Source organism: Pedobacter sp. N36a, assembly GCF_014472395.1.
GTDB lineage: Bacteria > Bacteroidota > Bacteroidia > Sphingobacteriales > Sphingobacteriaceae > Pedobacter.
Genome location: NZ_JACSZW010000003.1, coordinates 488,770 through 515,250 on the forward strand (window position 1 = coordinate 488,770; position 26,481 = coordinate 515,250).

A 26,481-nucleotide genomic window follows, 5' to 3' on the forward strand; every position below is an offset into this window, starting at 1 on the left:
ATCATAAAAATAACACAGTGCTATGAGAAAACAAATTTTAGTTGCCGGACTGGCATTGGCATGCTTTACGGCATTCGCTTTTAACGCCACTGCGCAGGAGAAAAAAGAATCCGTTGGACAGGCCATCGGTAAAACCGCTACCAAGGTAGGGAATAAGACTGCAGAAGTAGCCGTAAAAGGAGCTTCAAAAGTTGCAGATAAGACTTATAAAGGAAAAATGGCACCGGATGGCTCTGATGTATACATCAACGGTAAAAACAAGAAATACTATATCAATAAAAAAGGAAACAGGGTTTATCTGAAAGAATCACAGATTAAAACCAGACCAGAAAAGAAGAATTAATAAGGTTCAGTATACAGGACAAAAACCTGATTCAATAAAAAAGCCGGTTTCCTTATGGAAACCGGCTTTTTTGTATGATATGGGATTAAGATCTACGTCTTCTATCGCCACTGCCAGCACCGCTTCCGCCTTCGCGTCTGCCTGCACCACCAGCGTTTCCGCCACGATCTTCACGGCTTCTTCCAGAGAAATCTCTGAAACCACCGCCGCCGCTTCCGCCTTCGCGTCTGCCGCCACCGCCGCTGCTTCTTCTATCGCCACCGCCGCTTCTTCCGCCACCGTAACTTCCGCCTTCGCGTCTGCCACCGCCACCGAATCCGCCACGACGCTCACCGCCACCACGACGTTCGCCGCCACCGTCTCCATCAGCAGTTTTCTCAATTCTAACACCACGGTTGTTGAATTCAACACCCTTGAAATTATTGAATAAAGATTCTACAGTCGCATCTTCTACTTCAAAGAATGAATACACACCTTTTAAGTCGATTTTGCCAATGCTTTTTCCACTGATTTTACCGTTGTTACAAACAAAAGATAATAAATCACCTCTTGTAAAGTCATCTACCGAACCTAAGTTGATAAACAAACGTGTGTAACCTTCACTGTTTCTTGGACCTCTTTCACCGCGCTCTCCACGTTCACCTCTCTCACCGCGATCATCAGCCGAAGAATTAAGATCTGGAGCGTTTTTGTAATACTCTAAAAAGCGGTTAAACTCTAAAGATGCAAAACGTTTGATCACTTCTTCTTTGCTCAATTCAGCAAACTCATCCATAATTCTAGGGATGTATTGCTCAATTTGAGATTCGTTAACTTCTACGTTGTGAACTTTGTGTACCAAAGCAAATAATTGCTTCTCACAAACGTCAAAACCTGTAGGTAAAGTAGCTTTGGTAAATGGTTTACCAATGATTCTTTCAATCTGACGGATTTTTCCAAGTTCTTTAGAGTTAACGATACAGATAGAAATACCCGTTTTACCAGCACGGCCAGTACGACCAGAACGGTGGGTATAACTTTCAATTTCGTCAGGTAATGAATAATTCACAACGTGTGTTACGTTCTGAACGTCAATACCACGTGCCGCAACATCAGTAGCAATTAACAATTGCATGTTACGCTCACGGAAACGCTGCATTACCTTATCACGTTGTTGCTGAGATAAATCTCCGTGTAAAGCATCTGCATTATAACCGTCTTTGATCAAGTGCTCAGCAACATCCTGTGTATCCATTTTGGTTTTACAGAACACTACCGCAAAGATCTCTGGGTTAAAATCTACGATACGTTTTAAAGCAGCGTATTTATCTCTAGCACGTACAATATAGTACTCATGCTCAATATTTACGTTACCAGTGTTTTTGGTACCCATGGTTAACTCTACTGGAGAGTCCATGTAGTTTTTCGCTATTCTTCTAACCTCTGGAGGCATAGTAGCGGAGAATAACCAAGTTTTTTTGTCGTCAGGAGTGGTAGACAAAATGTCGTTGATGTCTTCCTGGAAGCCCATGTTCAGCATCTCATCAGCTTCATCTAAAACTACGTATTTCACATTTGTGAAATCAATAGCTTTTCTGCCAATAATATCCAACATACGACCAGGTGTAGCCACAACAATTTGTACACCGTTTCTAATCTCACGCAGCTGTTGCATAATGTTAGCGCCACCGTAAACGGCAACTACACTAGCACCAGAGATGTTTTTTGAGAAATTCTTGATGTCATTAGTAATCTGCAAGCAAAGCTCTCTCGTAGGGCATAAAATCAATGCCTGAGGCTTATTGCTTTTAAAGTCTATCAATTCTAACAGCGGCAAGCCAAATGCGGCTGTTTTCCCTGTTCCTGTTTGGGCCAAACCAACAAAATCGTTATTGCCCTCTAACAGTACAGGAATACTTTGTTCCTGAATAGGTGTTGGATTTTCGAAACCTAAATCCTTTACAGCATTAACAACGTCATCACTTATCCCCAATAATTTAAATGGGTTTATCATGTATTTATTATAATTAAGCCGCAAAGATACAGTTAATTATTGGTATTTTACTTGTGCGTAACTAAATAAAAATGAGGTAATTAATTATCGGAGCCTATCCGCCGACCTCAATAATTGCTCGTCTTTTCGGATTCCCCGGATCGCTAATGCACAAAATATTAGGCTGATAAGGGGTAAGAAAGCACCAATACCAAGCTTTACAGCAGCGATGCCACCAGGCATATTTTGTGCCGCATCAAAGACCCAAAATCCTAAAAAAAGCGTAGAAACCATCGCAAAAATAATTAGTCGTTTTTGTCCGACTCTATTTTTAAAAGTGAAAATTGTAGCCAAACACAGCATACTTACTGCTACCGTATTCATAAATAAAGGCTTGAAATACTCGATTTTTCCCTCAACACCATTTGTTTTCTGGTATAAACCTGTAGCAAGAATCCAATATTCTGAACCCTTAGACTGGCTGCTCACAATCGGAACAAATAATAAAAGTAATATAGTCAGGCCCGCCAATAGCAGCCAAATTGATTGTACTCTTTGTATCATATCTTTCAATAATTTCAACAAATATATTAAAAGGGCCATACTAAGCAATCAATATCTTGATCCAAAAGTTTAAATTTGCCCCATTGAAACCGAACATACAACGATATTTTGTGGAATTGTCCTATAATGGGACGGCTTACCACGGCTGGCAAATTCAGCCGAATGCAGTCACCGTACAGGAATGTCTGGACAAAGCACTGTCCGTTTATTTCCGCCAGCCAGTGGCCTCTTTAGGTTGCGGCCGTACCGATGCAGGTGTTCATGCCACTCAGTTTTTTGCCCATTTCGACCTGGAAATCCTGCCGGAAAAGCCAGTTGAGGTGGAGCGCTCCATTGCCGGAATCAATTCCCTGCTGCCTTACCAGATTGCAGTGAAAAGAGTTTTTCCGGTCGCGGAAGATGCTCATGCCCGTTTTCATGCCACGCAAAGAGCGTATAATTATTACCTCCATTTTCATAAAGACCCTTTTAAACTGGATCGATCCTGGTTGTTTAAGGGAGAGCTGGATGTGCCCGCTATGAATGAAGCCGCAAAGCTGATTCTGGAGCATACCGATTTTTCCTGCTTCAGTAAATCCAATACCCAGACCTTTACGAATAACTGTAAAGTGACAGCCGCTTATTTTGAAGAAATAGAGGGCGGATTGAAATTCACGATTTCCGCAGACCGCTTTCTGAGAAATATGGTACGTGCGGTTGTGGGTACTTTAATTCGTGTGGGTAAAAAGGAAATCAGTAAAAAGGATTTCCAGGAAATTATGGAACAGAAAAATAGAAGTAACGCCGGACAATCAGTTCCTGCATGCGGACTCTATTTAGTGAGTGTTGTTTATCCTTATGTAACCTATTGATATGTCTAAAATAAGTGGTGATGCGTTAAATGTTGGCCTGTTGAGAAGAGTTTTTCAATATGTAAAACCTTACCGTACGATCTTTATCTGGGCAATCGTACTGACGATATTGCTGGCTTTAATTGCTCCTGCAAGACCGTTCCTAATCCAATATACACTGGATCACTATATAATGAAAGGGGAGTACGGTGGTTTACTCAACATGACCATCCTGATGCTGGTGCTGCTGGTGGTTCAGGCAGGAATTCAATTTAGCCAAACCCTACTGACCAATACCCTGGGACAGTCGGCCATCCGAGATCTCAGGATCAATGTGTTCAACCACATCACTAAATTACGCCTGAAATATTTCGACAATACGCCAATCGGACAATTGATTACCCGTACCGTTTCCGATCTGGAAACCATTGCAGAGATCTTTTCCGAGGGATTAATTGTGATCATAGGCGATATTCTGATGGTCATCGTCATCATTGGTGTCATGATTTACAGAGATTGGGCCCTGACTTTTGTGGTGTTGCTGCCGATGCCTTTACTCATGATCGCAACTTCCGTTTTTCAAAAGGCCATTAAATCTGCCTTTCAGGAAATCAGAACTGAAGTCTCTAACCTGAATACTTATCTGCAGGAACACATTTCAGGTGTGTCCATTATCCAGTATTTTGCCAGAGAACAGCAGGAATATAAAAAGTTTGTTAAAATCAATGCCCGTTACCGTGATGCCAATATCCGCTCTAACTGGTATTATTCTATATTTTTCCCGGTAGTAGAGATCATTTCTGCGATGTCATTGGGTTTGCTCGTTTGGTATGGCTCTAAAAGTATCCTGGCTAAACCAATCGATGTGACACCCGGAACCATCGCTGAGTTTATTCTGTACATTAGTATGCTGTTCCGTCCGATCAGGGAGCTTGCAGATAAATTCAATACCCTGCAGATGGGGATGGTTGGTGCCGAAAGGGTGTTTAAAGTATTGGATACCGATGAGCATACCGAGGATAAAGGAACTTTCGCGCCTGCAAAAATGGCCGGTTCTATTACTTTTGATCAGGTATGGTTCGCTTATATTGATGAAAATTATGTACTGAAAAACATCTCTTTTGAGGTGCAGGCAGGAAAAACCATTGCCCTGGTAGGGGCTACTGGTGCCGGTAAATCTTCTACCATTAACATTCTGAATAGATTTTATGAAATTCAGAAAGGGGAGATTAAAATTGATGGGGTGCCGATTCAGGACTATAAATTGGATTTCCTTAGAAAAAATATTGCCACAGTGCTGCAGGATGTATTCCTGTTTTCAGATACGATATTTAACAACATCACCTTAAACAATCCGGAAATCGGAATGGAAGAAGTGCTGGATGCGGCTAAGAAAGTAGGGGCTCATGATTTTATAGAAAGATTGCCTGGTGGTTATCAATATAATGTGATGGAACGGGGGGCTACGCTTTCTGCCGGACAAGCACAGTTGATTTCATTTATCCGCGCATTGGTTTATAATCCATCTATTTTAGTGCTGGATGAAGCCACTTCTTCGGTGGATACGGAAACGGAAATGCTGATCCAGCGAGCCATTGAAAACCTGATGAAAGGAAGGACCTCGATCGTGATCGCCCACCGCTTGTCTACCATTCAGAAAGCAGATCAGATTCTGGTGCTGGATAAAGGGGAGATTAAGGAAATGGGAACACACCAGGAATTATTGAAACTGGATGGCTACTACAAGCGGCTATATGACCTTCAATTCCACTCTGGTGGAATAATATCTGCCTAAAAAAAAGAAAAATTATTCAAAATGATGACCTTCAGTCCGGCGTACTTATTGGGCCCTAGCAGGGCTCAGGCAGGGGGATGGTAGGGCCCTGCTAGGGCCGATTTGCTTGGCATGGTTTAGTTAGCACTTGGTTAGAACGCGATGAGAAGAGGACAGTTCTCCCTTAGTTCTTCACTACCACACTAATCGTCTTATCCAGCTTAATGGTGTGGATTACTTTTGTCCTTTCGCTGTAAACCACTACTTTATTTTCATCCAGGTATTGAATCAGCTGATAAGGTTCAGACAGCTGTACAAATCTCCACTGGGTATAAAACTGGTCTGAAAGTGCTTTTTCTTTAGGAAGGTAGGTAATGGCAATTTCTACATCTGTGATTTCGTTAATGAAAAAATATTCATTGCTGGTCAGCACCTTCTTTGCGGCTGGAGCCTCCTGGAATTCTTTAATCGTAAGTGCTCTTAAAATATTAGAAGGCTGTGTTGGGTTTCTGTTGATGACATCTACAATTAGGTTGTTCACTTCGTTTTTGGTGGTCAGGAACTTTCCGTTTCCTATGTTGGTGATTTTAAATACGATACTCAGGGGGGTCATGGCAGGAAGTTTTTTTTGTAAAGAAAGTGGTATTTGTCAGGATTATCAAAAAAATTGTGATAATGATGGGCTTATAGTAGAAATGGGTATTTTTTTGATGATTCAAAAGGAAATCAAAACAGGCCTTGTCAAAAATGAAAATGGGTCACAATTAAAAATAAAATTGGATTGTAATAAAAATGGTAATGAATTTGACAATCCATTCCAATTAGCTTAGATTTGCACAAAAAAAAATAGATACATGAGTGTTTTAGTAAATAAGGATTCAAAAGTTATTGTTCAGGGTTTTACTGGAAATGAGGGTACTTATCATGCCTCTCAAATGATAGATTACGGAACTAACGTTGTTGGTGGTGTAACCCCAGGCAAAGGTGGCCAGACTCATTTGGAAAGGCCCGTATTTAATACGGTAAAGGATGCGGTTGATCAAGCCGGTGCCAATGTATCTATCATTTTTGTTCCGCCAGCTTTTGCTGCAGATGCCATTATGGAAGCTGCTGAAGCAGGTATTAAAGTGATTGTTTGTATTACTGAAGGTATCCCAACAAAGGATATGATTCAAGTAAAAGAATATATTTCTGACAGAGATTGCCGTTTAATTGGTCCAAACTGTCCAGGTATCATTACTGCTGATGAGGCAAAAATCGGTATCATGCCAGGCTTTATCTTCAAAAAAGGTACAGTAGGTGTGGTTTCAAAATCCGGTACTTTAACTTATGAAGCAGTGGATCAAGTAGTGAAAGCAGGTTTAGGTATTACTACTGCAATCGGTATCGGTGGAGACCCAATCATTGGAACCACTACTAAAGAAGCAGTTGAATTGTTAATGAACGATCCAGAAACTGAAGGTATCATCATGATTGGTGAAATTGGTGGTGGTATGGAAGCTGAAGCAGCGCTTTGGATCAAAGAACATGGTACTAAGCCTGTTGTTGGTTTCATCGCTGGTCAGACTGCGCCTCCGGGACGTAGAATGGGCCATGCTGGTGCAATCGTTGGTGGCGAAGATGATACTGCTGCTGCAAAAATGAAAATTATGGCTGAATGTGGTATCCGTGTAGTAGAAAGTCCTGCTGAAATCGGTGAAGCAATGGCTGCTTTATTGAAGAAATAATAAGATCTTCTTGTATAAATCAAAAGCTCTGGTGAATTTTTCATCGGAGCTTTTTTTATTTAAGGATGACGGTATTATGGCAGTTTTGGAAAACTCTAAAAACTATTTAGCCGTATATTGTATAAAATTAAGGAGACACAGATGAAAGCCCTGATCAACAAAGCATTTATATTGGCCGGTTTACTGGTAGTTACTAGTCTAACCGCCTGTGCACAAAAAGAGAAAAAAGAACAAGTCCAAAAAACAAGCAAGAATCTTATGGAATGGAATAAATTAACCAAAGCTGAAGAAGACGTAATCGTGGGTAAAGGAACAGAATATCCTGGCACGGGAAAGCTGCTGAATAATAAAGAAAAAGGAACTTATATCTGTCGCCGATGTAACGCTCCATTGTTCCGCTCAGAGAATAAATTTGAGTCTGAATGCGGATGGCCTAGCTTCGATGATGAAATCAAAGGAGCAGTCTTGAGAATTCCAGATGCAGATGGTATGCGTACTGAGATTGTATGCGCAAATTGTAAAGCACATCTGGGTCACGTATTTATTGGAGAAGGATTCACTAACAAAAATACAAGGAACTGTGTGAACTCCATTTCTATGGCCTTTGTTCCTGATAAGAAATAATAGAATTTTTCTGGAAATTACCATAATGCTCAGTGATAACTTGCTGGGCATTTCTTGTTTATCCGGAGGTAGTTTGCTTATGTTTGTCGCTTCACCAACAATTGTAAATATGAAGTATTGCTTATTTTTATGTTTGATGTTGTCTTTCACAGGCATTTCTGCCGTGGTCGACAATACCAACGGAACAATAGAAGCGGATACAACGGTACGCACAAAGACAGGTTATGCTACTTATTATGCCAGGAAATTTGAAGGACGCCGGACCACCAGCGGCCACCGTTACCGGGCGAGTAAAATGACCGCAGCTCACCTCAGTCTACCTTTCGGAACCATGGTTAAAGTAACCAACCTTTCCAACGGGAAAACAGTCCACGTTAAAGTGAACGACAGAGGCCCGCACAGTAAAAAATACATCATTGATCTTTCCGCAGGTGCAGCAAAAAAACTAGGCTTCTACAGTAAAGGCCATTCAAAAGTTGAAATCAGCTACCAGCTTGAATCAGAATAACATTCCTTAACTTTTCGGTTTAATCTCTATTTATCCACATCGTTTACAAAGTATTGTAAACGATAAAAAGAAATGAATACTAAAATTCAAGGTAATTAGTGTGTCAATTTCTTTTCAGCGTGTTGATAAATATGACCTCTTGTTAACAACTATTATAGGGGAATCAGAGTGCCAGACTTTATATTTGTTATAGTAAAGTTCTTTAGTAAACCACATCAGGATTTTTAGTTAAAGCTTTAGTATTTAGTGATTTAATGTTGATGGTGAATTTTATTCCAATCTAATTTAAAAACTAAGTATGGATAGCCTGTCCGCTGGATTCTAAGACGCTTTTAAATTATTCTATACATTTATCCTTATTAAAAAGATGCTTATGCAAGAAGAAGAAGTATTATTAAGAGAAAACAAAGATCGTTTTGTTCTTTTGCCAATTAAATATCCTGAAATCTGGGAAATGTATAAAAAAAGTGAAGCTAGCTTCTGGACTGCGGAAGAAATTGATCTTTCCGATGATCAGAAACACTGGGACAACTTGAATGATGGCGAAAGACATTTCATTTCTCATATTCTTGCCTTCTTCTCGGCAAGTGATGGTATCGTAAATGAAAATCTTGCCGTAAACTTCATGAGCGAAGTGCAGCTGCCTGAAGCACGCTGCTTCTATGGTTTCCAGATCATGATGGAAAACATTCACTCAGAAACTTATGCTTTATTAATTGATACCTATATCAAGGATCCTGATGAAAAAGACAGGTTATTCCATGCCATCGATACCGTTCCTTGTGTGAAGAAAAAAGCAGAATGGGCATTGAGATGGATTGAAAATGGTAGCTTTGCAGAACGTTTAGTGGCCTTTGCTGCCGTAGAAGGAATCTTCTTCAGTGGTAGTTTCTGCTCAATTTTCTGGTTGAAAAAACGTGGCCTGATGCCAGGATTGACCTTCAGTAATGAATTGATTTCCAGAGATGAAGGTTCACATTGTGAATTCGCATGTTTATTATATGGCATGTTGAAAAACAGATTAAGCGAAGAGCAGGTTCATGGTATCATTCGTGATGCGGTAGAAATCGAGAAAGAATTCGTAACGGATGCTTTACCGGTAGCACTGATCGGAATGAACGCCAAACTGATGTCTCAATACATTGAATTTGTTGCGGATAGATGGCTGCAGGAATTGGGGTATACCAAAATCTACAATGCCACTAACCCATTCGATTTCATGGAGATGATCTCTTTGCAGGGAAAAACCAACTTCTTTGAGAAAAGAGTAGGAGATTACCAGAAGAGCGGTGTCCTGACTTCAGCAGAAGATAAAGCAGCAGCTTTCTCTTTAGATGACGACTTTTAAATACTGGTTCCTTTGCAAGGACAGTAACCTAAAATAAATAATTGAAATTTGGTGCCTTTGCCGGGATCTTTACCACCTCCCGATCAGCACCCTTAAAAAGCTGAAAAATATGTTTGTAATAAAAAGAGATGGCCGCAAAGAAGCGGTTAGGTTTGATAAGATAACGGCTCGCATTGAGAAGTTATGTTACGGTTTTAATGTCGAACTGGTAGATCCGATTGATGTTGCCAAGAAGGTAATTGAAGGTTTATATGATGGAGTAACGACCTCTGAACTGGATAACCTAGCAGCAGAAACCGCCGCCTCTTTAACTACGAAACATCCGGATTACGCTTTGCTGGCTTCCCGTATCGCGGTATCTAACTTACATAAAAACACGACTAAATCGTTCTCAAAAACGATGGAAAGCCTGTATTTATATATAGATGCCAAGACTGGAAAATCAGCTTCACTGATCGCAGACGATGTCTGGGAGGTGATTAAAGAAAATGCAGATATTCTGGACAGTACCATTATATACGACAGAGATTTTGGTTTCGATTACTTCGGTTTTAAAACACTGGAAAAATCTTACCTGCTGAAAATTGAAGGACAGATTGTAGAACGCCCTCAGCATTTGTTCATGAGGGTTTCTGTAGGTATCCATAAAGGAGATATCGACAGTGTGATTAAAACTTACAACCTGATGAGTGAGCGTTGGTTTACACATGCGACACCAACCTTATTTAATGCGGCTACACCAAAACCTCAGATGTCTTCTTGTTTCTTATTGACGATGCAGGATGATAGTATTGAAGGAATTTATGATACGCTGAAACAAACGGCAAAAATTTCTCAGAGTGCTGGGGGTATTGGATTGAGTATTCACAATATCCGTGCTACAGGTTCTTATATCGGTGGTACTAATGGTACCAGTAACGGTATTGTTCCAATGCTAAAAGTATTCAATGATACGGCACGTTATGTAGATCAGGGTGGAGGTAAGCGTAAAGGAGCCTTTGCGATTTACTTAGAGCCTTGGCATGCAGATGTATTCAGTTTCCTTGACCTGCGTAAAAATCATGGTAAAGAAGAATTGCGTGCGCGTGATTTGTTCTATGCACTATGGGTTTGTGATTTATTCATGAGACGTGTGGAAGAAAATGGCGATTGGAGCTTGTTCTGTCCGCATGAAGCACCAGGGTTAGCAGATTGCTTTGGTGAAGAATTTGACGCACTTTATGAGCGTTATGAGCAAGAAGGAAGAGCGCGTAAAACGATCAAAGCCCAGGAATTATGGTTCGCCATCCTGGATTCACAAATCGAAACAGGTACGCCTTATTTATTGTATAAAGATGCGGCTAACAGCAAATCTAACCAGCAAAACCTGGGTACCATCAAAAGTTCTAACCTGTGTACAGAGATCATCGAGTATACCTCTAAAGATGAAGTTGCCGTATGTAACTTAGCCTCATTAGCCTTACCTAGATACGTAATTAACGGTGAGTTTGACCACCAAAAATTATATGATGTAACTTATCAGGCTACTTTAAACCTGAACAAGATCATCGATTACAACTATTACCCGGTAATTGAGGCGCAAAACTCTAACCTGCGTCACAGACCAATCGGATTGGGTGTACAAGGATTAGCTGATGCCTTTATTTTGATGCGTTTGCCTTTCGAAAGTGAAGGTGCACGTCAGTTGAATAAAGAAATCTTTGAAACGATTTACTTCGCGGCAATGACTGCTTCTCATGACCTTGCGGTAGTGAATGGTCCTTACGAGACTTTCAAAGGTTCTCCTTTGTCTAAGGGTAAGTTCCAGTTCGACCTTTGGAATGTACAGCCGGATAGTAACCGTTGGGATTGGGAATCATTGCGCAAAAATGTAGTTAAAAACGGGGTGTATAACTCGTTATTAGTAGCGCCAATGCCTACTGCTTCAACTTCTCAAATCTTAGGAAATAATGAGTGCTTCGAGCCTTATACTTCTAACATTTATACCAGAAGGGTATTGAGCGGTGAATTCGTAGTCGTTAACAAACACTTGCTAAAAGATCTGGTTGCTTTAGGCCTTTGGACTCCAGCAATGAAAGACAGAATTATTCTAGCGAATGGTTCGATTCAGGACATCGCTGAGATCCCTGACTATATTAAAGAATTGTACAAAACAGTTTGGGAAATCAAAATGCGCAGCATTATTGATATGGCTGCCGACAGAGGTGTTTATATCTGCCAGTCGCAATCACTAAACTTATTTATCAATGCACCAAACACTTCGAAACTAACTTCAATGCACTTCTACGCATGGAAAAAGGGATTGAAAACTGGTATGTATTACCTGCGTACACAAGCGGCTTCACAAGCAGTTAAGTTTACAGTAGAGAATCAAGCTGGTAAAAACATGGAGCCAGTCATTCCTGAGCATATTGAGCAGGTAGTAGAAGAGATTACTGACGGTCCGGTTTGTTCAATGGAAGAAGGCTGCATTAGCTGCTCTGGTTAATTACAATCTAAACGCATAAACCATCAGGGGTAAGCTTCAAAACTTGCCCCTTTTTTCTGACCATTTGAGGCCTCTTAAACTGAGGTTATCCACATTCTTATTTTTGGTTTTACACAGCTTGTTCACAGTTTACACTGGGATTTTGCACAATCATAGTGAGTTTTTCCACGGTTATCCACGATTTTTATGAAATTGTCAACAGGTTCCTAACGTGTTCCCCACAGCTTACTAACAGGTTTTACACAAGGTTATCCACATCTTTGAAAATTACTCACAAGTTGTCCACAGCAGGGGATGAGTTACAAACAGGTTGTCCACCGACTGCCAACAGGTTGCTAACGCATTACCCACAGGTTCTACACAGGGTTATCCACATGCTTTTTACTTGTAAATAAGGATTTTGTCATATTTATTAACGTTTATACACCTTAATCTGCGATCTCGTATCTTTGTGAAATAATGGCCAAACACGAAATTATTCCATGCGAACGTTGCGGTGCACCTATAGAGTGTAAGGCCAACGCCTACACGAAATGTCAGTGCAGCGCAGTCCAGCTAAACCTGAATGAAGTACAGTACATCAGCGAGCATTATGAAAGCTGTCTTTGTGCGAAATGCTTGTTCGAACTTCAGCAGGAATATAGAGACCTGGTATCCGCATAATTTCATGGCCCGCACATCTTTCAAATAACAATTAGAGTGGAAATTATTTTCTGCTAACTTTGTATCACAAAATTTCATAGAATGGCTAAAGTACAGGTTGGATTGGTGCAGATGAGTTGTACCGGTAATAAACAAGAGAATCTAGATAAGGCGATCGTTAAGATCAGAGAAATCGCCGCTATGGGCGCACAGGTCGTGTGTCTGCAGGAATTATTTACTTCATTGTATTTCTGCGATGAAGAGAATTATGAAAACTTTAAACTCGCAGAGGCAATTCCAGGCCCATCAACAGATGTGCTGTCGAAAGTGGCTGCTGAGCTGAATGTAGTGATCGTAGCTTCTTTATTCGAGAAAAGAGCAGAAGGCCTTTACCACAATACCACAGCCGTATTAGACGCTGATGGTGCTTATCTGGGTAAATATCGTAAAATGCACATCCCGGATGATCCAGGATTTTATGAGAAGTTCTACTTCACCCCTGGTGATTTAGGCTATAAAGTATTCAAAACTAAATTCGCTAAAATTGGCGTTTTGATCTGCTGGGATCAGTGGTATCCGGAAGCTGCCCGCTTAACCGCATTAATGGGTGCAGATTTCCTGGTGTATCCAACCGCCATTGGATGGGCAACTACTCAGGATGAAGCTACCAATGTAGAACAATACAATGCATGGCAAATGATTCAGCGCGCTCATGCAATCGCGAACGGTGTTCCTGTAGTGAGCATCAACCGCGTAGGAGAAGAAGCTGGTGTTGCTTTCTGGGGCGGATCATTTGTTTCCAATCCTTTTGGAACGTTATTGTACCAGGCAGACCATAGTAAAGAAGAATTGAAAGTAGTAGAACTGGACTTGTCAAAATCTGACAGTTACAGGACGCACTGGCCGTTTTTACGCGACAGACGCATCGATAGTTATTCACAAATCACCAAAAGATATATAGATGACGAATCTATTTAATGATAGTCCCAAAAAAGCAGGATACAGTTTTCCTGCGGAATGGGCAAAACACGAAGCAACATGGTTGAGCTGGCCACATAAGGAAGCCTCATGGCCAGGAAAACTGGATACAATTTATGGCCCTTACTGCGAGTTCATTAAAATTGTAGCCACAGGCGAGAAGGTAAGAATCAACATCAATGATAAAGAAACTAAAGCGTTTGCCATTCAAGAACTGGAAAAAGTAGATGCCGATTTAAGTCAGGTGGAGTTTTTCATGAACCCGACTAATGATGCCTGGTGCAGAGACCATGGTCCTGCATTTTTATTGAATGCAGCAAAAGATCAGAAAGCAATAGTAGATTGGGGTTATAATGCCTGGGGTGGCAAATATCCGCCATTCGACCTGGATGATGTGATCCCAACCAAAATTGCCCAGCATTATGAGTTGCCGCTATACCTTCCTGAAATTGTAATGGAAGGTGGTTCGGTTGAATTTAATGGTGCAGGAACAATCTTAACCACTACCGCTTGCCTGTTAAATGATAACAGAAATCCTCATCTGACAAAGGAACAGATAGAACACTATTTAATGGAGTTCTATGGTGCTGAGCAAATCCTTTGGCTAGGTGATGGTATTGTTGGCGATGATACTGATGGTCATATCGATGACATTACCCGTTTTGTAAATGAAGATACCGTATTAACAGTAGTAGAAAGCAATCCCTTGGATGAAAACTATATCCTTTTACAGGAAAACCTGGAAGCACTAAAAGAAATGCGCTTATTGGATGGCAGGCCTTTGAATATTGTGAAATTGCCAATGCCTTCGCCAGTAATTCATGAGGATACACGCTTGCCAGCTTCTTACGCAAATTTCTATATTGCCAATGCGGCAGTGATCGTTCCTACTTTCAGGGATGTGAATGACGAGAAAGCATTGAAAATTATTCAGGACGTTTTCCCGGATAGAAAGGTAGTAGGCATCGATTCTACAGATATTATCTGGGGATTGGGCAGCTTTCATTGCTTGAGTCAGCAGGAGCCAGCAGTTTAATTGTTACAATCATATTAACCAAACATATTTATAATGAAATTATTAGAAGGAAAAACAGCATTGATCACCGGTGCTTCAAAAGGAATCGGCCGTAAGATTGCGGAGAAATTTGCGGAGCAAGGTGCAAACGTTGCTTTTACTTACCTGTCTTCCGTTGAAAAAGGTGAGGCATTAGAGCAAGAGCTGCAAAGCTTCGGTACCAAAGTGAAAGGCTACCGCTCAGATGCTTCGAAATTTGCTGAAGCAGATCAATTGATCAATGATGTTGTGGCCGACTTCGGTACTTTAGATATTGTAGTGAACAACGCAGGAATTACTAAAGATGGTTTACTAATGCGCATGAGCGAAGAAAACTGGGATGATGTGATCAATGTAAACCTTAAATCTGTGTTTAACATTTCTAAAGCTGCTTCTAAAGTGATGATGAAAGCCCGTAAAGGTTCTATCATCAATATGAGCTCTGTAGTAGGTGTTCAAGGCAATGCGGGACAAGCGAATTATGCAGCTTCTAAAGCGGGTATCATCGGTTTTTCTAAATCTTTAGCGAAAGAACTGGGTTCACGTAACATTCGAACGAATGTGGTGGCGCCAGGTTTTATCCGTACAGAAATGACTGAGGTATTGGATCCTAAAGTAGTAAAAGGATGGGAAGAAGGAATTCCTTTGAAAAGAGCAGGAGAGCCAGAAGATGTGGCAAATGTTTGCGTGTTTTTAGCTTCTGACATGAGTGCTTACGTAACAGGACAGGTATTGTCGGTTTGCGGAGGTATGTTGTAAAGGTTTTCTTTTCGAAGCTCAAAATACTTTTAAAAAGGAGTATCGGTGTTCTGGCTGGAACCTTTTGCCTGAAAGGGCAAAATTTCCTAGGCCTTCACACAGATACTCCTTTTTTGTGCGTAAAAATCTGTAAGGTGATGGGCTTTGCTGTTAAATAATTTGATTTTGTTTTTTAAAAATTAGCATCTTAGCTTTATACTTATGGGCAATTCTTTTAATTTTTATACGATACTGACTTTGGTGGGCTGTCTTTTATTAGGACTGCTGTTTGCTTATGTCGCTTATCGTAAAACTGCGCATTTGGATCCCAGATTGCGAGGCTTTCTGGCTTCATTGAGGGCGGTTGTGGTGGCGGTGATTTGTGCCCTGCTGTTTTTGCCATTGATGAAGCGTTTAAGTTATCAGCTGGAGAAACCATCGATCATTATTGCGCAGGACAATTCGCTTTCTGTAGACCATGTGCAGCCAGCCGGTTTTAACAAACAGCAGTATGAAGCGGACTTACAGAAATTAAGGGACCAACTCTCCGGAAACTATGAGGTAAAAGTTTATCATTTTAGTGATAGTGTAAAAACAGGCTTTGATTTTAGTAATAAAGGCAAGCTGAGCAACGCTACGGTGCTGTTTAACCGATTAAATGATGAATACCTGAATAGGAACGTCGGTGCGATCATTATGGCCTCAGACGGCATCTTTAATCGTGGTGGGAGTCCGTTGTATGATTTAAACAAATTAAAAGCACCAGTATACACCATCGCTTTGGGAGATACGATTCCAAAACGAGATCTGAGGGTAGCAAATGTGAACCACAATAACCTGGTTTATCTTAACAATGATTTTACGATAGAAGTGCAGGTTGAGGCTTTTGAAAGTAAGGGCGAACTGGCAAAATTGAAAGTATTTGAAAACGGGAAACAGGTAGCGGAGCAGCCGGTGTCCATCAGCAGCAATGCTTTTGCGGCTTCGATTCCCGTAAAACTGAAGGCCAATAAATTGGGTTTGCAAAAATATATGGTTCAGCTGAGCCCATTGGCCAATGAGGTATCAGAGAAAAACAATACACAGCAGATTTTTATAGAGGTGATCGATGCAGGTCAGAAGGTACTGATTGCTTCCGGTGGGGTACATCCAGACCTCACGGTGATCAGGCAGGCATTGAGTGCCAATAAAAATTATGAGCTAAAAGTGGTTGTAGGAGAGGACTTAAACGGACTGAATCCGAATGATTATGGTTTATTGATCTTATATCAATTGCCGGATGTGCAGCGAACAGGAGCTGCTTTTATGGGTAAATTGCAGCAGAGCACTGTTCCGGCCTGGTATATTGTTGGGGCACAATCGGATATTAACCGCTTTAATGCGCTGCAAAAATTGGTCAGCATTAATGGAGCCAACAGTGCAATTCAGGAAGCTTTTCCTACTGTGAATACAGCTTTTACGACTTTCGATATTGATGCGGCTGCCGCTAAAGTAATCAATGATTTTGATCCATTACTGGCTCCTTTTGGCCAGGTGGTGATCAATGGAACTGGCTTTGTAGCTTTGAAACAGCGGATCGGAAAAATTAAAACGGAGGCGCCTCTGTTATTTTTTGTGAATGACAATGGCCGCAAAGGCGGTTACCTGATCGGGGAAGGGCTATGGCGCTGGAAATTATCAGCAGCAAAAGATGGTTTGACGACCCCGGTATTGGACGATCTGATTGCTAAAACAGTGCAATATCTGGCAGTGAAAGATGATAAGCGTAAGTTCAAAGTCTACCCTTCAAAAAGCACTTTTGAAGAAAATGAGCATGTATTGATCAATGCGGTGCTGTACAATGATAGCTACGCAGCAATGAATACACCAGAGGTGAGCCTGCAGTTAAAAAATGAAGAAGGAAAGGTTTATAATTTTCTTTTTTCAAGAACAGCGGCTGGTTATCAGCTGGATGCGGGGATGTTACCTGCGGGGAATTACACGTTTACAGCCAGCACTACACTCGGCGACAAGAAACATCAGGTTCAGGGGGCTTTCTATGTGAACGCGATGATTGCTGAATATCAGCAAACCATTGCCAACCACCAATTGCTGAATAGTATGGCTGTCCAGACCAATGGAAAGCTATATATGCCTTCAGATCTTTTGAAAATCCAGCAGGATATTGAAAAGAACGAAAACATTAAAACGCTGAGTTATGAAGAGCTGAAATATGAAGCCCTGATAAATTTTAAATGGTTGTTTGCGATGATCATCTTATTGCTTAGCTTGGAGTGGTTTTTCAGAAAGAGAAACGGCGAAATTTAATTCCCACAGGATATGCAGATTGGTACAATGGAAACCATTGAGGTATTGGGTACGGTTGCCTTTGCAATCTCGGGCTCTTTTGCGGCTATGCAACGCAGACTCGATCCTTTTGGCGTGCTAATTATCGCATTCGTGACTTCCATTGGAGGCGGTACAGTAAGGGATATGCTGCTGGGCGATACACCGGTGGCCTGGATGCGGGATATCAATTATTGTCTGCTGATTTTGTTCACTTCTCTGGCGACTATTTTCTTTAAAACGCACATCAGAAAATTTAAAATTACACTATTCCTGTTTGATTCCCTTGGATTGGGCTTATTTACCATGCTGGGTATTCAAAAAGGGATTGCATTTGGATTGAGTCCAGGGATCTGTATCGCATTAGGAACTATTACCGGATGTTTCGGTGGGGTGATCAGAGATACGTTCTTAAATACGATCCCATTGATTTTCCGAAAGGAGATCTACGCCACTGCCTGTATTTTGGGCGGCTCTCTCTATTTTGGACTCAAGCATTTTAAAATGGAAGATGATATGGCCAATATCTCCGTGATTGCCTTTATCTTTATATTCAGGGTGGTAGTGGTCAAATACAAACTCACCCTGCCTAAATTCGGGTATTAGTTCTTAGGCGCTTCTTTTACAATCACAAAAACATCCTCATTGTCTTTCTTCATGAAGTATTTCTCGCGTGCAAACTTCTCTGCCATGTTTAAATTGGTGCTGAGTTCGCTCAAGTCTTTCTTTACCTGCGCAGTCTCCTTTTCATAGAAATCCTTTTCTTCCTGAAGTTTGTGCACCTCAGACCGGAATTCGTATTGAGATACCATGTCATTCCTGTCGAAAAACAACATCCACACGATAAAGGCCGCCACAGACAGGAAGTATTTATTGCGTATAAGTTCCAGTAAACGTTCCATGATACAAAGATATAAAGATATGAAAGTACAAACCTATGAAAATATGAACATAATGTGCATAAGAATGTGATAAACCCGGAAAAACAAAAGCCGGCAGCCTTAAAAACAATAAAAACATCCGAAGGTTTAACGCTCCGGATGTCCTATGGTATGATTTGCAGTTTTTTTTACATGCGCACAAAATAAAGGTCATTTGAGTACCCATAAATCTTTTCTTCAAAAGATTTTGAGGACGAAAAGAATTATTTTGTTCAGCAATCCTGCTAAAAACAATGTAATCCAGCCGAAAGGCTGATGATTCTATTCAATTATTTTTTGAAATATTTAAAATCTTTACCGATGAAACGTGCTGCAGAACCTAATTCTTCTTCAATACGTAACAATTGGTTGTATTTTGCAATCCTGTCTGAACGTGAAGCAGAACCTGTTTTGATCTGACCACAGTTTAAAGCTACTGCTAAATCTGCAATCGTAGTATCTTCAGTTTCTCCACTTCTATGTGACATTACAGAAGTATAACCATTGGTTTGTGCCAGGCTAACTGCATTGATAGTCTCTGTTAAAGTACCGATTTGGTTTACTTTTACTAAGATAGAGTTTGCAGTTTTCTTGTCGATACCGTCTTGTAAACGAGTGACATTAGTTACGAATAAATCATCACCAACCAACTGAACTTTGTCGCCAACTCTGTCTGTTAACATTTTCCATCCATCCCAGTCATTCTCATCCATACCATCTTCAATAGAGATAATAGGGTATTTTTCCGTTAACTGCGCAAGGTATTCTGCTTGCTCAGCACTGGTGCGGATTGCGCCTTTTTCACCTTCAAATTTAGTATAGTCATATTTACCGTTCACGAAGAATTCAGAAGCCGCACAGTCAAATGCTAAGAAGATTTGCTCTCCTGCTTTGTAACCTGCTTTTTCAATCGCCTGAATAATGGTTTCCACTGCATCTTCTGTGCTGTCGAATGTTGGTGCAAAACCACCTTCATCACCTACCGCAGTAGAAAGACCGCGGCCATGTAAGATTGCTTTTAAGTTATGGAAAACTTCTGTTCCCCATCTCAATGCTTCAGAGAATGATGACGCGCCAACTGGCATGATCATGAATTCCTGGAATGCGATCGGTGCATCAGAGTGAGAACCACCATTCACGATGTTCATCATCGGGATAGGTAGAATGTTCGCATTCACACCACCGATATAACGGTATAAAGGCTGACGGCTCTCCTGAGCTGCTGCTTTAGCAACCGCTAAAGAAACACCTAAAATCGCATTTGCGCCTAAGTTTGCTTTGTTGTCTGTTCCGTCAAGCTTGATCATTAAGTTGTCAATTGCATTTTGTTCAAATACATCAACACCTCTTAATTCATCAGCAATTTTATCATTTACGTTGGCAACGGCTTTTAAAACACCTTTACCCAAGTACACAGACTTGTCGTTATCACGAAGCTCTACCGCTTCATGCATACCTGTTGAAGCACCAGAAGGTACTGCAGCACGACCAAGAACGCCATTTTCGGTCATTACATCTACTTCAATAGTAGGGTTCCCTCTTGAATCGAGGATTTGTCTGGCATGAACATCAATTATTAAACTCATTTTTATTGGATTTTATTTTGTTAGTCAGCCTTAGTGTAAATCTTACAATTACTATGGCGATATCCAAAGTTAAAAATTAAACACAAAAAAGCCGTAATTAATTTAATTACGGCTTTTAAAATGTTATATAATTAGTTTATAGCGACTTAAAAAAAGGATTAGTTATGGTTTAGCGGCAAAAATGGCTTTATAGACTAATCCGGCGAGTATGGTGCCAGCAATTGGGGCTGCCCAGAACAGCCATAATTGACTTACTGCTTCTCCACCTACAAATAGCGCCTGACTGTTACTTCTGGCAGGATTTAAGTATTCGTCACAGGAATACTGATTAAATGGATTAGCGTTAAGCTCAATCCAATCGCCAAACCAGCAAAGCCTTTAGGAGCCCTGTCGTCTGTAGCGCCCAGAATAACGAGTAAAAAGATAAAGGTCATGACTACCTCACAAACAAGTGCGGCAACCATGCTGTACTTGCCGGGCGAATGTTCTCCGTAACCGTTCGTTGCAAAAGTCCCGATTTCGCTGCCATTGCCTGTAGCGATCACATAGAGTACAGCTGCGGCTAAAATGCCGCCTAAAACTTGTGAAATGAGGTAAGGAATCAAGTCTTTGCCATCAAAACGGCCGCCCATCCATAATCCTACGGATACAGCAGGATTAAAGTGTCCACCTGAGATGTGGCCAACAGCATAAGCCATTGTCAATACCGTTAAGCCAAAAGCCAGGGCAACGCCTAGGAAGCCGATGCCGGCGCCGGGAAAATTTCAGGCCAGTACGGCGCTTCCGCAACCGCCAAGAACCAGCCAAAAGGTTCCAATAAATTCTGCAGCTAGTTTTTTCATTTTTTTAAAGATTTTTGTTGTTCGTTAATTTATAAGGAAATTACTAACATGTTTTTAATATTCCTAATAGGATTATTTTAGTGATAAAAGGTTGAGGTTCAGCTGGCTATTGCCTTTATTTTTCTTTATGGCAGGGCCGTTTTTTTGCTTTTTTTGAGCTTATTCTGGTGATGGATTTAGGAGAATTCAGCTTGAAATTATTGCATATTTTTGCCTTGCTCCGACAGGTTTACTCACAAAAAAAGCGTTCCCCCTTTCGGAAGAACGCTGAGTATGTTTTATTTTGAAAAGATTTGAAAATCTGTTTTTAGATTTTACAGGTCAGTTATTCCCATTTAAATACTTTGACGGCTAGGGCATAAATTCCGATGCCCCATACGATCATGATCAGAATCTGGTGTTTTACATCCCATAGTCCTGCACCTTCAAAAGCAACTTTTCTCATCGCATCGTTTAAGTAGGTAAGTGGTAATGCTCTGCTGATGGGCTGTAACCATTCAGGGAAAGCATCAATAGAGAAAAAGGTACCCGACAATAAGAATTGCGGTAAGGTAATAATGTTGGAAATAGGAGGGATGGTACTTTCACTTTTAGCAATTCCTGAGACTACAAATCCAAAACCCATAAATACGATCAGGCCGATGATGGCCAGGATCAACATATTGATGACGGTAATTGCGCCATTTACCAAAGTGAAATGGAAAAAGAAATGACCAATCATGATAATAAATATGGCACCCAATAAAGCGAATCCGATTCTGGCAATTCCTTCACCAAAAACAATGCTGGATTTCCTCACTGGTGTGGCGAAAAAACGTTTGATCACTAAGGTCTGACGTAAATTGAAAAATACGAATGCAGTTCCGAATACGCCGGTACTCAATAGAGAGAAACCAAGCTGTCCAGGTAGAATAAAGTCGATGGTACGGTAAATACGGCCTTGTACAGTGCTCTCGTTCAATTCTGCCACAGTTGGCATCATATCTTTAGAATTTAAGTTGTACATCAGGTTATGGATCACTGATTTCAGGACATTCCCTTTATCTATAGAAGCGGAAGTATATTCCACCTTTGCTAGGTAGGCAGGTTTTTCTGCTGCATTTTTTTTCACGTGGATGAGGCCATCAATGCTGCCCTTCTCCAGGTCTGTTTTAATTTCTGCTGCATCTTTATCCCTGATCAGGTGTACTACCGGATTTTCTTCTAGTGCCACCATGATCGGATTGTGAAGGTCTGAACCTGGTGCAATGGCCAGATCTACTTTTATGCCCCCTTTGCCAAGAAATCCAAATACCAGGATAAAAACCAGTGGGAAAGCCAGTGTAAATACCACGGCCGATGGGCTACGCATGATCGAACGGAAACTTGCTTTCGCAAGTGCCATGGTAGCTTTAGTATGATTGTAAGGTTTGCTCATGTTCTTATTAATTGTCTTCGCGCCATTCTTTACCAGTCAGTTGGATGAAAACATCTTCGAGGTTGGCTTTCTTAACTTCTTTTTTTCTTTCAAAACCAGTATTGATCAACTGGTCTATCAGGTTGTCTGGCGTGTCTAATGCTATGATTTCTCCACGTTCTACAAAAGCAACGCGGTCGCACAATTGTTCTGCTTCATCCATATAATGCGTAGTGATAACTACGGTAGTCCCGTTTTTTCTGATCTCAATGATCAAGTCCCAAAGGTTACGTCTGGCCTGTGGATCCAAACCAGTAGTTGGCTCGTCCAGAAAGATAATTTTTGGGGCATTAATTAAGGTGGTGGCAATAGAAAATCGTTGTTTTTGTCCACCGGAAAGGGCTTTGTATTTGGCTTTCGCCTTGTCTTGCAGGTTCACCTTTTCCAGCATTTCCATCGGATTGATGTCTACGCCATATAGTCCGGAAAACAGCTCCATTAATTCCACCAGGTTTAAGTTAGGGTAGTATCCGGCAGCCTGTAACTGTACGCCAATGATTCTTTTGATCTTATTGGCTTCTTTATCGACATCATAACCATCCACTAGGATCTCTCCTGAAGTTTTCCCGCGAAGGGTTTCTATGATTTCTAAAGTGGTCGTTTTTCCGGCTCCATTCGGACCTAAAAGTCCAAAGATTTCGTTTTCATACACATCGAAGCTGATGCCTTGTACTGCGGTAAAGTCATCGTATTTTTTTACGAGATTCTTTACACTAATGATGGCATTGGTGTTGTCCATACTATAAATGTAAGAAGGTTTAGAAGATTAGAAAACCTAATCCTGCTAAACCTTCGAATATAACGGTAAAATGATGTTTTGAAGAGAATTGTCTCTAATTACCAGGCCAATTCGCCTTTGATCATCTCAATAAAATCATCAAATAAGTAACGAGAGTCATGTGGACCTGGAGAAGACTCCGGGTGATATTGTACAGAAAATGCTTTTTTACCTTTCACACGAATACCTTCGATACTTTGGTCGTTCAGGTTCAAGTGGGTGATCTCTACTTTATCAGATTTTTTCACCTCTTCAGCAATTACACCGAAACCATGGTTCTGAGAAGTTACTTCACAGTGGTTTTTGATGATATTTTTAACCGGGTGGTTTAATCCTCTGTGTCCGTTAAACATTTTCATGGTACCAATACCATTAGCTTCCGCTAATAACTGGTGACCTAAGCAGATTCCGAACAATGGTTTATCGGCTGCAAGAATTTGTTTTACAGTGTCAATTGCATAAGGCATAGCAGATGGATCACCAGGGCCATTAGAGATAAAATATCCGTCTGCACCCCATTTATTCATTTCTTCAAAGCTGGTTTTAGCTGGGAATACTTGAATAAAAATGTCTCTTTCATCGAAGTTACGAAGGATATTCTTTTTAATTCCAAGGTCTAGTGCTGCAATTTTATAAGTTGCATCTGGGTTGCCATAGAAATAAGGTTCTTTAGTAGATACCTGAGAAGATAATTCCAGACCGTCCATAGATGGAACTGCTGCTAATTTAGCTTTCAATTCTTCAAGATCTGTGATCTCTGAAGAGATGATGCCGTTCATTGCTCCTTTATTTCTGATGTGACGCACTAGAGCACGAGTGTCAATATCTGAAATTCCTACAATGTTTTCATTCTGAAAATAGTCCTGAATAGATTCTGATGCTTCTTTACGGCTAAATCCGATGTTGTAGTTTTTACAAACCAGACCTGCGATTTTGATGCTGTCAGACTCAATTTCTTCTCTGTGGATTCCATAATTCCCAATATGTGCATTGGTGGTAACCATGATCTGTCCGAAGTAAGAAGGATCAGTGAAAATTTCCTGATATCCAGTCATTCCTGTATTGAAACAGATTTCTCCGGTCGTTGTGCCGATTTTTCCCGCAGCTTTTCCGTAGTAAACGGTGCCATCAGCCAATAACAAGATTGCAGGTAACTTGGTGTAGTTAGTCATTGTGTGTATAAAAATGAGAAATTATGGTGAAAAAAGAGAAAAACGATGGATCATGCGTGATTTTGATATCACTTCTGTAGTTAACAAATGTGCTGTTAAGTAACCCCTTCATTTCGGGATACAAAGATACATTTTTGAGGTTTTAAATCAAGGATTTTTTTCACATTCTGTCACAAAAACAATTAAACTCATTTTATTTCAGATGTAAAAAGTAATTTTGCCCAAATTAAAATATAAAAAAAGATGTCTGTAAATAAAGAAGTAAAACGGATCACGACCCATATTTTGCAAGCAATGAAGCAAAATGGTGAAAAGATCGCGATGTTAACTGCTTACGACTACTCTATGGCAACCATCCTAGATGATGCTGGTTTAGATGTTTTATTGGTTGGAGATTCAGCTTCCAACGTAATGGCGGGTCATGAAACTACCTTGCCGATTACCTTAGATCAAATGATCTATCACGCGCAATCGGTAGTTAGAGGTGCTTCACGTGCTTTAGTCGTGGTAGATCTTCCATTTGGATCTTACCAGGGCAATTCTAAAGAAGCCTTAATTTCTGCCATCAGAATTATGAAAGAATCTGGTGCTCATGCCGTGAAGATGGAAGGTGGAACGGAAATCGTTGAATCTGTACAAAGAATCATTACTGCTGGAATTCCTGTAATGGGACATTTGGGCTTAACTCCCCAGTCTATATATAAGTTCGGTACCTACACGGTAAGGGCCAAAGATGAAGCGGAAGCTTTGAAATTGAAAACAGATGCGCTTGCTTTACAGGAAGCGGGATGTTTTGCCGTAGTATTGGAAAAAATCCCAGCGAAATTGGGGAAAGAAGTTTCAGCATCTTTAATCATCCCTACGATAGGAATTGGTGCAGGAACGGATTGTGACGGACAAGTATTGGTGGTAAATGATATGATTGGTTTAACGAAAGGGTTTAAACCTCGTTTCTTACGCCAATATGTAAACCTTTACGATGGTATTTTAAATGCCGCACAGTCTTATATTAAAGATGTGAAGTCGAGTGATTTCCCGAACGAAAAAGAGCAGTATTAAGTTTTATAATCTGGGCTTTAACCAGCTCCACACCTACAGATGCCAATAACAGCAAAAGATATACTTTATGAAGACAACCACCTGATTGCGATCAGTAAACGCGCAGGTGATATTGTACAGGTAGATGAAACAGGGGATGAGCCTCTGGATGAAAAGGTAAAAAAGTACCTGGCCAAAACCTATAATAAGCCAAATAGTGCTTTCCTTGGAGTAGTACATCGTTTAGACCGCCCGGTTAGTGGTGTCATCTTGTTCGCAAAAACAAGTAAAGCCCTGGAACGGATGAATGCTCTTTTCAAAAACAGAGAGGTAAAGAAAACTTATTGGGCAGTGGTGAGAAATAAGCCAGCGCAGATTTCTGGAACTTTAGTGCATTGGCTGGTTAAGAATCCACAAAAGAATGTGGTGACACCGCATCATGTAGAAGTAGCTGGCAGTCAGCGTGCGGAACTCAGCTATCGTTTGATTGGAGAACTGAATGGTTATTACCTGATTGAGGTAGATCCGCTAACCGGAAGGTCTCACCAGATTAGGGTACAGCTTTCTACATTAGGATGTCCGATTGTAGGGGATAACAAATATGGTTACCCAAGAGGGAGTAGAAAAGGCAGTATATGCCTTCATGCCCGCAGATTGCAGTTTCTTCATCCGGTAAAAAAGGAACCTGTCAACATCTTCGCAAAGCTTCCGGTGGACGGCTTCTGGGAAAAGTTTGAAAATATGTAATATCTAGGCAGTTCTGCTGCGGTAAAA

The 26,481-nt window shown here is 40.8% G+C and carries 27 protein-coding genes; 17 read left to right on the forward strand and 10 right to left on the reverse strand.

The genetic code is table 11. The features are described 5' to 3' along the window. Positions 1 to 22 precede the first annotated feature (22 nt). Positions 23 to 343 carry a hypothetical protein gene (locus tag H9X96_RS08595; RefSeq protein ID WP_187665872.1) on the forward strand — a complete coding sequence of 107 codons (321 nt, stop codon included), beginning with the start codon at positions 23 to 25 and terminating at the stop codon, positions 341 to 343. Positions 344 to 428: 85 nt separating this feature from the next. Here the strand turns inward: H9X96_RS08595 and H9X96_RS08600 are convergent, their stop codons facing one another. Both H9X96_RS08600 and H9X96_RS08605 read right to left on the reverse strand, forming a co-directional pair. Then, positions 429 to 2,336: a DEAD/DEAH box helicase gene (locus tag H9X96_RS08600; protein ID WP_187665873.1), complete on the reverse strand. Its 1,908-nt coding sequence runs from the start codon at positions 2,334 to 2,336 to the stop codon at positions 429 to 431. A gap of 84 nt (positions 2,337 to 2,420) precedes the next feature. Then, entirely contained in the window at positions 2,421 to 2,879 is a 459-nt protein-coding gene (locus H9X96_RS08605; protein WP_187665874.1) for a DUF4293 domain-containing protein, read from the reverse strand. An 83-nt stretch (positions 2,880 to 2,962) separates the two neighbouring features. Here H9X96_RS08605 and truA point away from each other — a divergent pair, with 83 nt between their 5' ends. Further along, entirely contained in the window at positions 2,963 to 3,730 is a 768-nt protein-coding gene (gene truA / locus H9X96_RS08610; RefSeq protein WP_222943854.1) for a tRNA pseudouridine(38-40) synthase TruA, read from the forward strand. Between the two features lies 1 nt (position 3,731). Continuing rightward, entirely contained in the window at positions 3,732 to 5,504 is a 1,773-nt protein-coding gene (locus H9X96_RS08615; protein WP_187665875.1) for an ABC transporter ATP-binding protein, read from the forward strand. A gap of 163 nt (positions 5,505 to 5,667) precedes the next feature. On the opposite strand, the gene H9X96_RS08620 is transcribed toward H9X96_RS08615, so the two are convergent. Further along, positions 5,668 to 6,096 carry a hypothetical protein gene (locus H9X96_RS08620; RefSeq protein WP_187665876.1) on the reverse strand — a complete coding sequence of 143 codons (429 nt, stop codon included), beginning with the start codon at positions 6,094 to 6,096 and terminating at the stop codon, positions 5,668 to 5,670. Between H9X96_RS08620 and H9X96_RS08625 the strand changes: the two genes are divergently transcribed. The 12 genes from H9X96_RS08625 (at position 6,095) to H9X96_RS08680 (ending at position 18,521) form a co-directional block, all read left to right on the forward strand. Then, entirely contained in the window at positions 6,095 to 6,313 is a 219-nt protein-coding gene (locus tag H9X96_RS08625) for a hypothetical protein (RefSeq protein ID WP_187665877.1), read from the forward strand. The two genes, H9X96_RS08620 and H9X96_RS08625, sit on opposite strands and share 2 nt — an antisense overlap. 24 nt (positions 6,314 to 6,337) lie before the next feature. Continuing rightward, positions 6,338 to 7,210: a succinate--CoA ligase subunit alpha gene (gene sucD, locus H9X96_RS08630; protein ID WP_062550384.1), complete on the forward strand. Its 873-nt coding sequence runs from the start codon at positions 6,338 to 6,340 to the stop codon at positions 7,208 to 7,210. Between the two features lie 141 nt (positions 7,211 to 7,351). Next, positions 7,352 to 7,834, forward strand: coding sequence for a methionine-R-sulfoxide reductase (locus tag H9X96_RS08635; RefSeq protein ID WP_187665878.1), 483 nt, complete (start codon positions 7,352 to 7,354; stop codon positions 7,832 to 7,834). 136 nt (positions 7,835 to 7,970) lie between these two features. Beyond that, positions 7,971 to 8,342, forward strand: a complete 372-nt coding sequence (locus H9X96_RS08640; RefSeq protein WP_255431056.1) for a septal ring lytic transglycosylase RlpA family protein — start codon at positions 7,971 to 7,973, stop codon at positions 8,340 to 8,342. A gap of 373 nt (positions 8,343 to 8,715) precedes the next feature. After that, positions 8,716 to 9,690, forward strand: coding sequence for a ribonucleoside-diphosphate reductase small subunit (locus H9X96_RS08645; RefSeq protein WP_062551177.1), 975 nt, complete (start codon positions 8,716 to 8,718; stop codon positions 9,688 to 9,690). A 109-nt stretch (positions 9,691 to 9,799) separates the two neighbouring features. Continuing rightward, positions 9,800 to 12,178 carry a ribonucleoside-diphosphate reductase subunit alpha gene (locus H9X96_RS08650; RefSeq protein WP_187665880.1) on the forward strand — a complete coding sequence of 793 codons (2,379 nt, stop codon included), beginning with the start codon at positions 9,800 to 9,802 and terminating at the stop codon, positions 12,176 to 12,178. Between the two features lie 459 nt (positions 12,179 to 12,637). Beyond that, positions 12,638 to 12,841: a cysteine-rich CWC family protein gene (locus tag H9X96_RS08655; RefSeq protein WP_187665881.1), complete on the forward strand. Its 204-nt coding sequence runs from the start codon at positions 12,638 to 12,640 to the stop codon at positions 12,839 to 12,841. Positions 12,842 to 12,922: 81 nt separating this feature from the next. Beyond that, complete coding sequence (locus tag H9X96_RS08660) at positions 12,923 to 13,798, forward strand: carbon-nitrogen hydrolase (RefSeq protein ID WP_187665882.1); 876 nt, start codon at positions 12,923 to 12,925, stop codon at positions 13,796 to 13,798. Further along, positions 13,782 to 14,834 carry an agmatine/peptidylarginine deiminase gene (locus H9X96_RS08665; RefSeq protein WP_187665883.1) on the forward strand — a complete coding sequence of 351 codons (1,053 nt, stop codon included), beginning with the start codon at positions 13,782 to 13,784 and terminating at the stop codon, positions 14,832 to 14,834. Before H9X96_RS08660 ends, H9X96_RS08665 begins: the two co-directional genes overlap by 17 nt. Positions 14,835 to 14,867: 33 nt before the next feature. After that, positions 14,868 to 15,611 carry a 3-oxoacyl-[acyl-carrier-protein] reductase gene (gene fabG / locus H9X96_RS08670; RefSeq protein WP_187665884.1) on the forward strand — a complete coding sequence of 248 codons (744 nt, stop codon included), beginning with the start codon at positions 14,868 to 14,870 and terminating at the stop codon, positions 15,609 to 15,611. A 201-nt stretch (positions 15,612 to 15,812) separates the two neighbouring features. Further along, the gene (locus tag H9X96_RS08675; RefSeq protein ID WP_187665885.1) at positions 15,813 to 17,897 is read left to right on the forward strand and encodes a hypothetical protein; all 2,085 of its coding nucleotides are present in this window, start codon (positions 15,813 to 15,815) and stop codon (positions 17,895 to 17,897) included. 12 nt (positions 17,898 to 17,909) lie between these two features. Then, a complete protein-coding gene (locus tag H9X96_RS08680; RefSeq protein WP_187665886.1) occupies positions 17,910 to 18,521 on the forward strand; it encodes a trimeric intracellular cation channel family protein in 612 nt (203 codons plus the stop codon). Here the strand turns inward: H9X96_RS08680 and H9X96_RS08685 are convergent. The 7 genes from H9X96_RS08685 to carA all read right to left on the reverse strand — a co-directional run bounded on the left by H9X96_RS08685 (position 18,518) and on the right by carA (position 24,669). Then, positions 18,518 to 18,817 carry a septum formation initiator family protein gene (locus H9X96_RS08685; RefSeq protein WP_187665887.1) on the reverse strand — a complete coding sequence of 100 codons (300 nt, stop codon included), beginning with the start codon at positions 18,815 to 18,817 and terminating at the stop codon, positions 18,518 to 18,520. The genes H9X96_RS08680 and H9X96_RS08685 overlap by 4 nt on opposite strands. Before the next feature lie 308 nt (positions 18,818 to 19,125). After that, positions 19,126 to 20,421 (reverse strand): phosphopyruvate hydratase, encoded by a 1,296-nt coding sequence (gene eno / locus H9X96_RS08690; RefSeq protein ID WP_187665888.1) that lies wholly within the window; start codon positions 20,419 to 20,421, stop codon positions 19,126 to 19,128. 162 nt (positions 20,422 to 20,583) lie between these two features. Next, positions 20,584 to 20,775 (reverse strand): aquaporin, encoded by a 192-nt coding sequence (locus tag H9X96_RS23080; RefSeq protein WP_370576727.1) that lies wholly within the window; start codon positions 20,773 to 20,775, stop codon positions 20,584 to 20,586. Continuing rightward, positions 20,724 to 21,125, reverse strand: coding sequence for an aquaporin (locus H9X96_RS22885; RefSeq protein WP_304622250.1), 402 nt, complete (start codon positions 21,123 to 21,125; stop codon positions 20,724 to 20,726). The genes H9X96_RS23080 and H9X96_RS22885 overlap by 52 nt, the downstream gene beginning before the upstream one ends. A gap of 463 nt (positions 21,126 to 21,588) precedes the next feature. Next, positions 21,589 to 22,680 (reverse strand): ABC transporter permease, encoded by a 1,092-nt coding sequence (locus H9X96_RS08700; protein ID WP_187665889.1) that lies wholly within the window; start codon positions 22,678 to 22,680, stop codon positions 21,589 to 21,591. Between the two features lie 7 nt (positions 22,681 to 22,687). After that, positions 22,688 to 23,458: an ABC transporter ATP-binding protein gene (locus H9X96_RS08705; RefSeq protein WP_187665890.1), complete on the reverse strand. Its 771-nt coding sequence runs from the start codon at positions 23,456 to 23,458 to the stop codon at positions 22,688 to 22,690. Between the two features lie 98 nt (positions 23,459 to 23,556). Continuing rightward, positions 23,557 to 24,669 (reverse strand): glutamine-hydrolyzing carbamoyl-phosphate synthase small subunit, encoded by a 1,113-nt coding sequence (carA, locus tag H9X96_RS08710; protein ID WP_187665891.1) that lies wholly within the window; start codon positions 24,667 to 24,669, stop codon positions 23,557 to 23,559. 243 nt (positions 24,670 to 24,912) lie between these two features. Between carA and panB the strand changes: the two genes are divergently transcribed. Both panB and H9X96_RS08720 read left to right on the forward strand, forming a co-directional pair. After that, entirely contained in the window at positions 24,913 to 25,728 is an 816-nt protein-coding gene (gene panB, locus H9X96_RS08715; RefSeq protein WP_187665892.1) for a 3-methyl-2-oxobutanoate hydroxymethyltransferase, read from the forward strand. A gap of 39 nt (positions 25,729 to 25,767) precedes the next feature. Then, positions 25,768 to 26,454 (forward strand): RluA family pseudouridine synthase, encoded by a 687-nt coding sequence (locus H9X96_RS08720; RefSeq protein ID WP_187665893.1) that lies wholly within the window; start codon positions 25,768 to 25,770, stop codon positions 26,452 to 26,454. Positions 26,455 to 26,481: the final 27 nt, after the last annotated feature.

What these genes read in the sequence shown, in the direction of transcription:
- H9X96_RS08645 (WP_062551177.1), top strand. Translation starts at nt 8,716, where the DNA reads ATGCAAGAAGAAGAAGTATTATTAAGAGAAAACAAAGATCGTTTTGTT.
- H9X96_RS08705 (WP_187665890.1), bottom strand. Translation starts at nt 23,458, where the DNA reads ATGGACAACACCAATGCCATCATTAGTGTAAAGAATCTCGTAAAAAAA.
- H9X96_RS08655 (WP_187665881.1), top strand. Translation starts at nt 12,638, where the DNA reads ATGGCCAAACACGAAATTATTCCATGCGAACGTTGCGGTGCACCTATA.
- H9X96_RS08685 (WP_187665887.1), bottom strand. Translation starts at nt 18,817, where the DNA reads ATGGAACGTTTACTGGAACTTATACGCAATAAATACTTCCTGTCTGTG.
- H9X96_RS08665 (WP_187665883.1), top strand. Translation starts at nt 13,782, where the DNA reads ATGACGAATCTATTTAATGATAGTCCCAAAAAAGCAGGATACAGTTTT.
- H9X96_RS08675 (WP_187665885.1), top strand. Translation starts at nt 15,813, where the DNA reads ATGGGCAATTCTTTTAATTTTTATACGATACTGACTTTGGTGGGCTGT.
- fabG (WP_187665884.1), top strand. Translation starts at nt 14,868, where the DNA reads ATGAAATTATTAGAAGGAAAAACAGCATTGATCACCGGTGCTTCAAAA.
- H9X96_RS08600 (WP_187665873.1), bottom strand. Translation starts at nt 2,336, where the DNA reads ATGATAAACCCATTTAAATTATTGGGGATAAGTGATGACGTTGTTAAT.
- H9X96_RS08640 (WP_255431056.1), top strand. Translation starts at nt 7,971, where the DNA reads ATGTTGTCTTTCACAGGCATTTCTGCCGTGGTCGACAATACCAACGGA.
- H9X96_RS08605 (WP_187665874.1), bottom strand. Translation starts at nt 2,879, where the DNA reads ATGATACAAAGAGTACAATCAATTTGGCTGCTATTGGCGGGCCTGACT.
- sucD (WP_062550384.1), top strand. Translation starts at nt 6,338, where the DNA reads ATGAGTGTTTTAGTAAATAAGGATTCAAAAGTTATTGTTCAGGGTTTT.
- H9X96_RS08680 (WP_187665886.1), top strand. Translation starts at nt 17,910, where the DNA reads ATGCAGATTGGTACAATGGAAACCATTGAGGTATTGGGTACGGTTGCC.
- H9X96_RS08595 (WP_187665872.1), top strand. Translation starts at nt 23, where the DNA reads ATGAGAAAACAAATTTTAGTTGCCGGACTGGCATTGGCATGCTTTACG.
- panB (WP_187665892.1), top strand. Translation starts at nt 24,913, where the DNA reads ATGTCTGTAAATAAAGAAGTAAAACGGATCACGACCCATATTTTGCAA.
- H9X96_RS08650 (WP_187665880.1), top strand. Translation starts at nt 9,800, where the DNA reads ATGTTTGTAATAAAAAGAGATGGCCGCAAAGAAGCGGTTAGGTTTGAT.
- H9X96_RS08720 (WP_187665893.1), top strand. Translation starts at nt 25,768, where the DNA reads ATGCCAATAACAGCAAAAGATATACTTTATGAAGACAACCACCTGATT.
- carA (WP_187665891.1), bottom strand. Translation starts at nt 24,669, where the DNA reads ATGACTAACTACACCAAGTTACCTGCAATCTTGTTATTGGCTGATGGC.
- eno (WP_187665888.1), bottom strand. Translation starts at nt 20,421, where the DNA reads ATGAGTTTAATAATTGATGTTCATGCCAGACAAATCCTCGATTCAAGA.
- H9X96_RS08625 (WP_187665877.1), top strand. Translation starts at nt 6,095, where the DNA reads ATGGCAGGAAGTTTTTTTTGTAAAGAAAGTGGTATTTGTCAGGATTAT.
- H9X96_RS08700 (WP_187665889.1), bottom strand. Translation starts at nt 22,680, where the DNA reads ATGAGCAAACCTTACAATCATACTAAAGCTACCATGGCACTTGCGAAA.
- H9X96_RS08615 (WP_187665875.1), top strand. Translation starts at nt 3,732, where the DNA reads ATGTCTAAAATAAGTGGTGATGCGTTAAATGTTGGCCTGTTGAGAAGA.
- H9X96_RS08620 (WP_187665876.1), bottom strand. Translation starts at nt 6,096, where the DNA reads ATGACCCCCCTGAGTATCGTATTTAAAATCACCAACATAGGAAACGGA.
- H9X96_RS08635 (WP_187665878.1), top strand. Translation starts at nt 7,352, where the DNA reads ATGAAAGCCCTGATCAACAAAGCATTTATATTGGCCGGTTTACTGGTA.
- H9X96_RS08660 (WP_187665882.1), top strand. Translation starts at nt 12,923, where the DNA reads ATGGCTAAAGTACAGGTTGGATTGGTGCAGATGAGTTGTACCGGTAAT.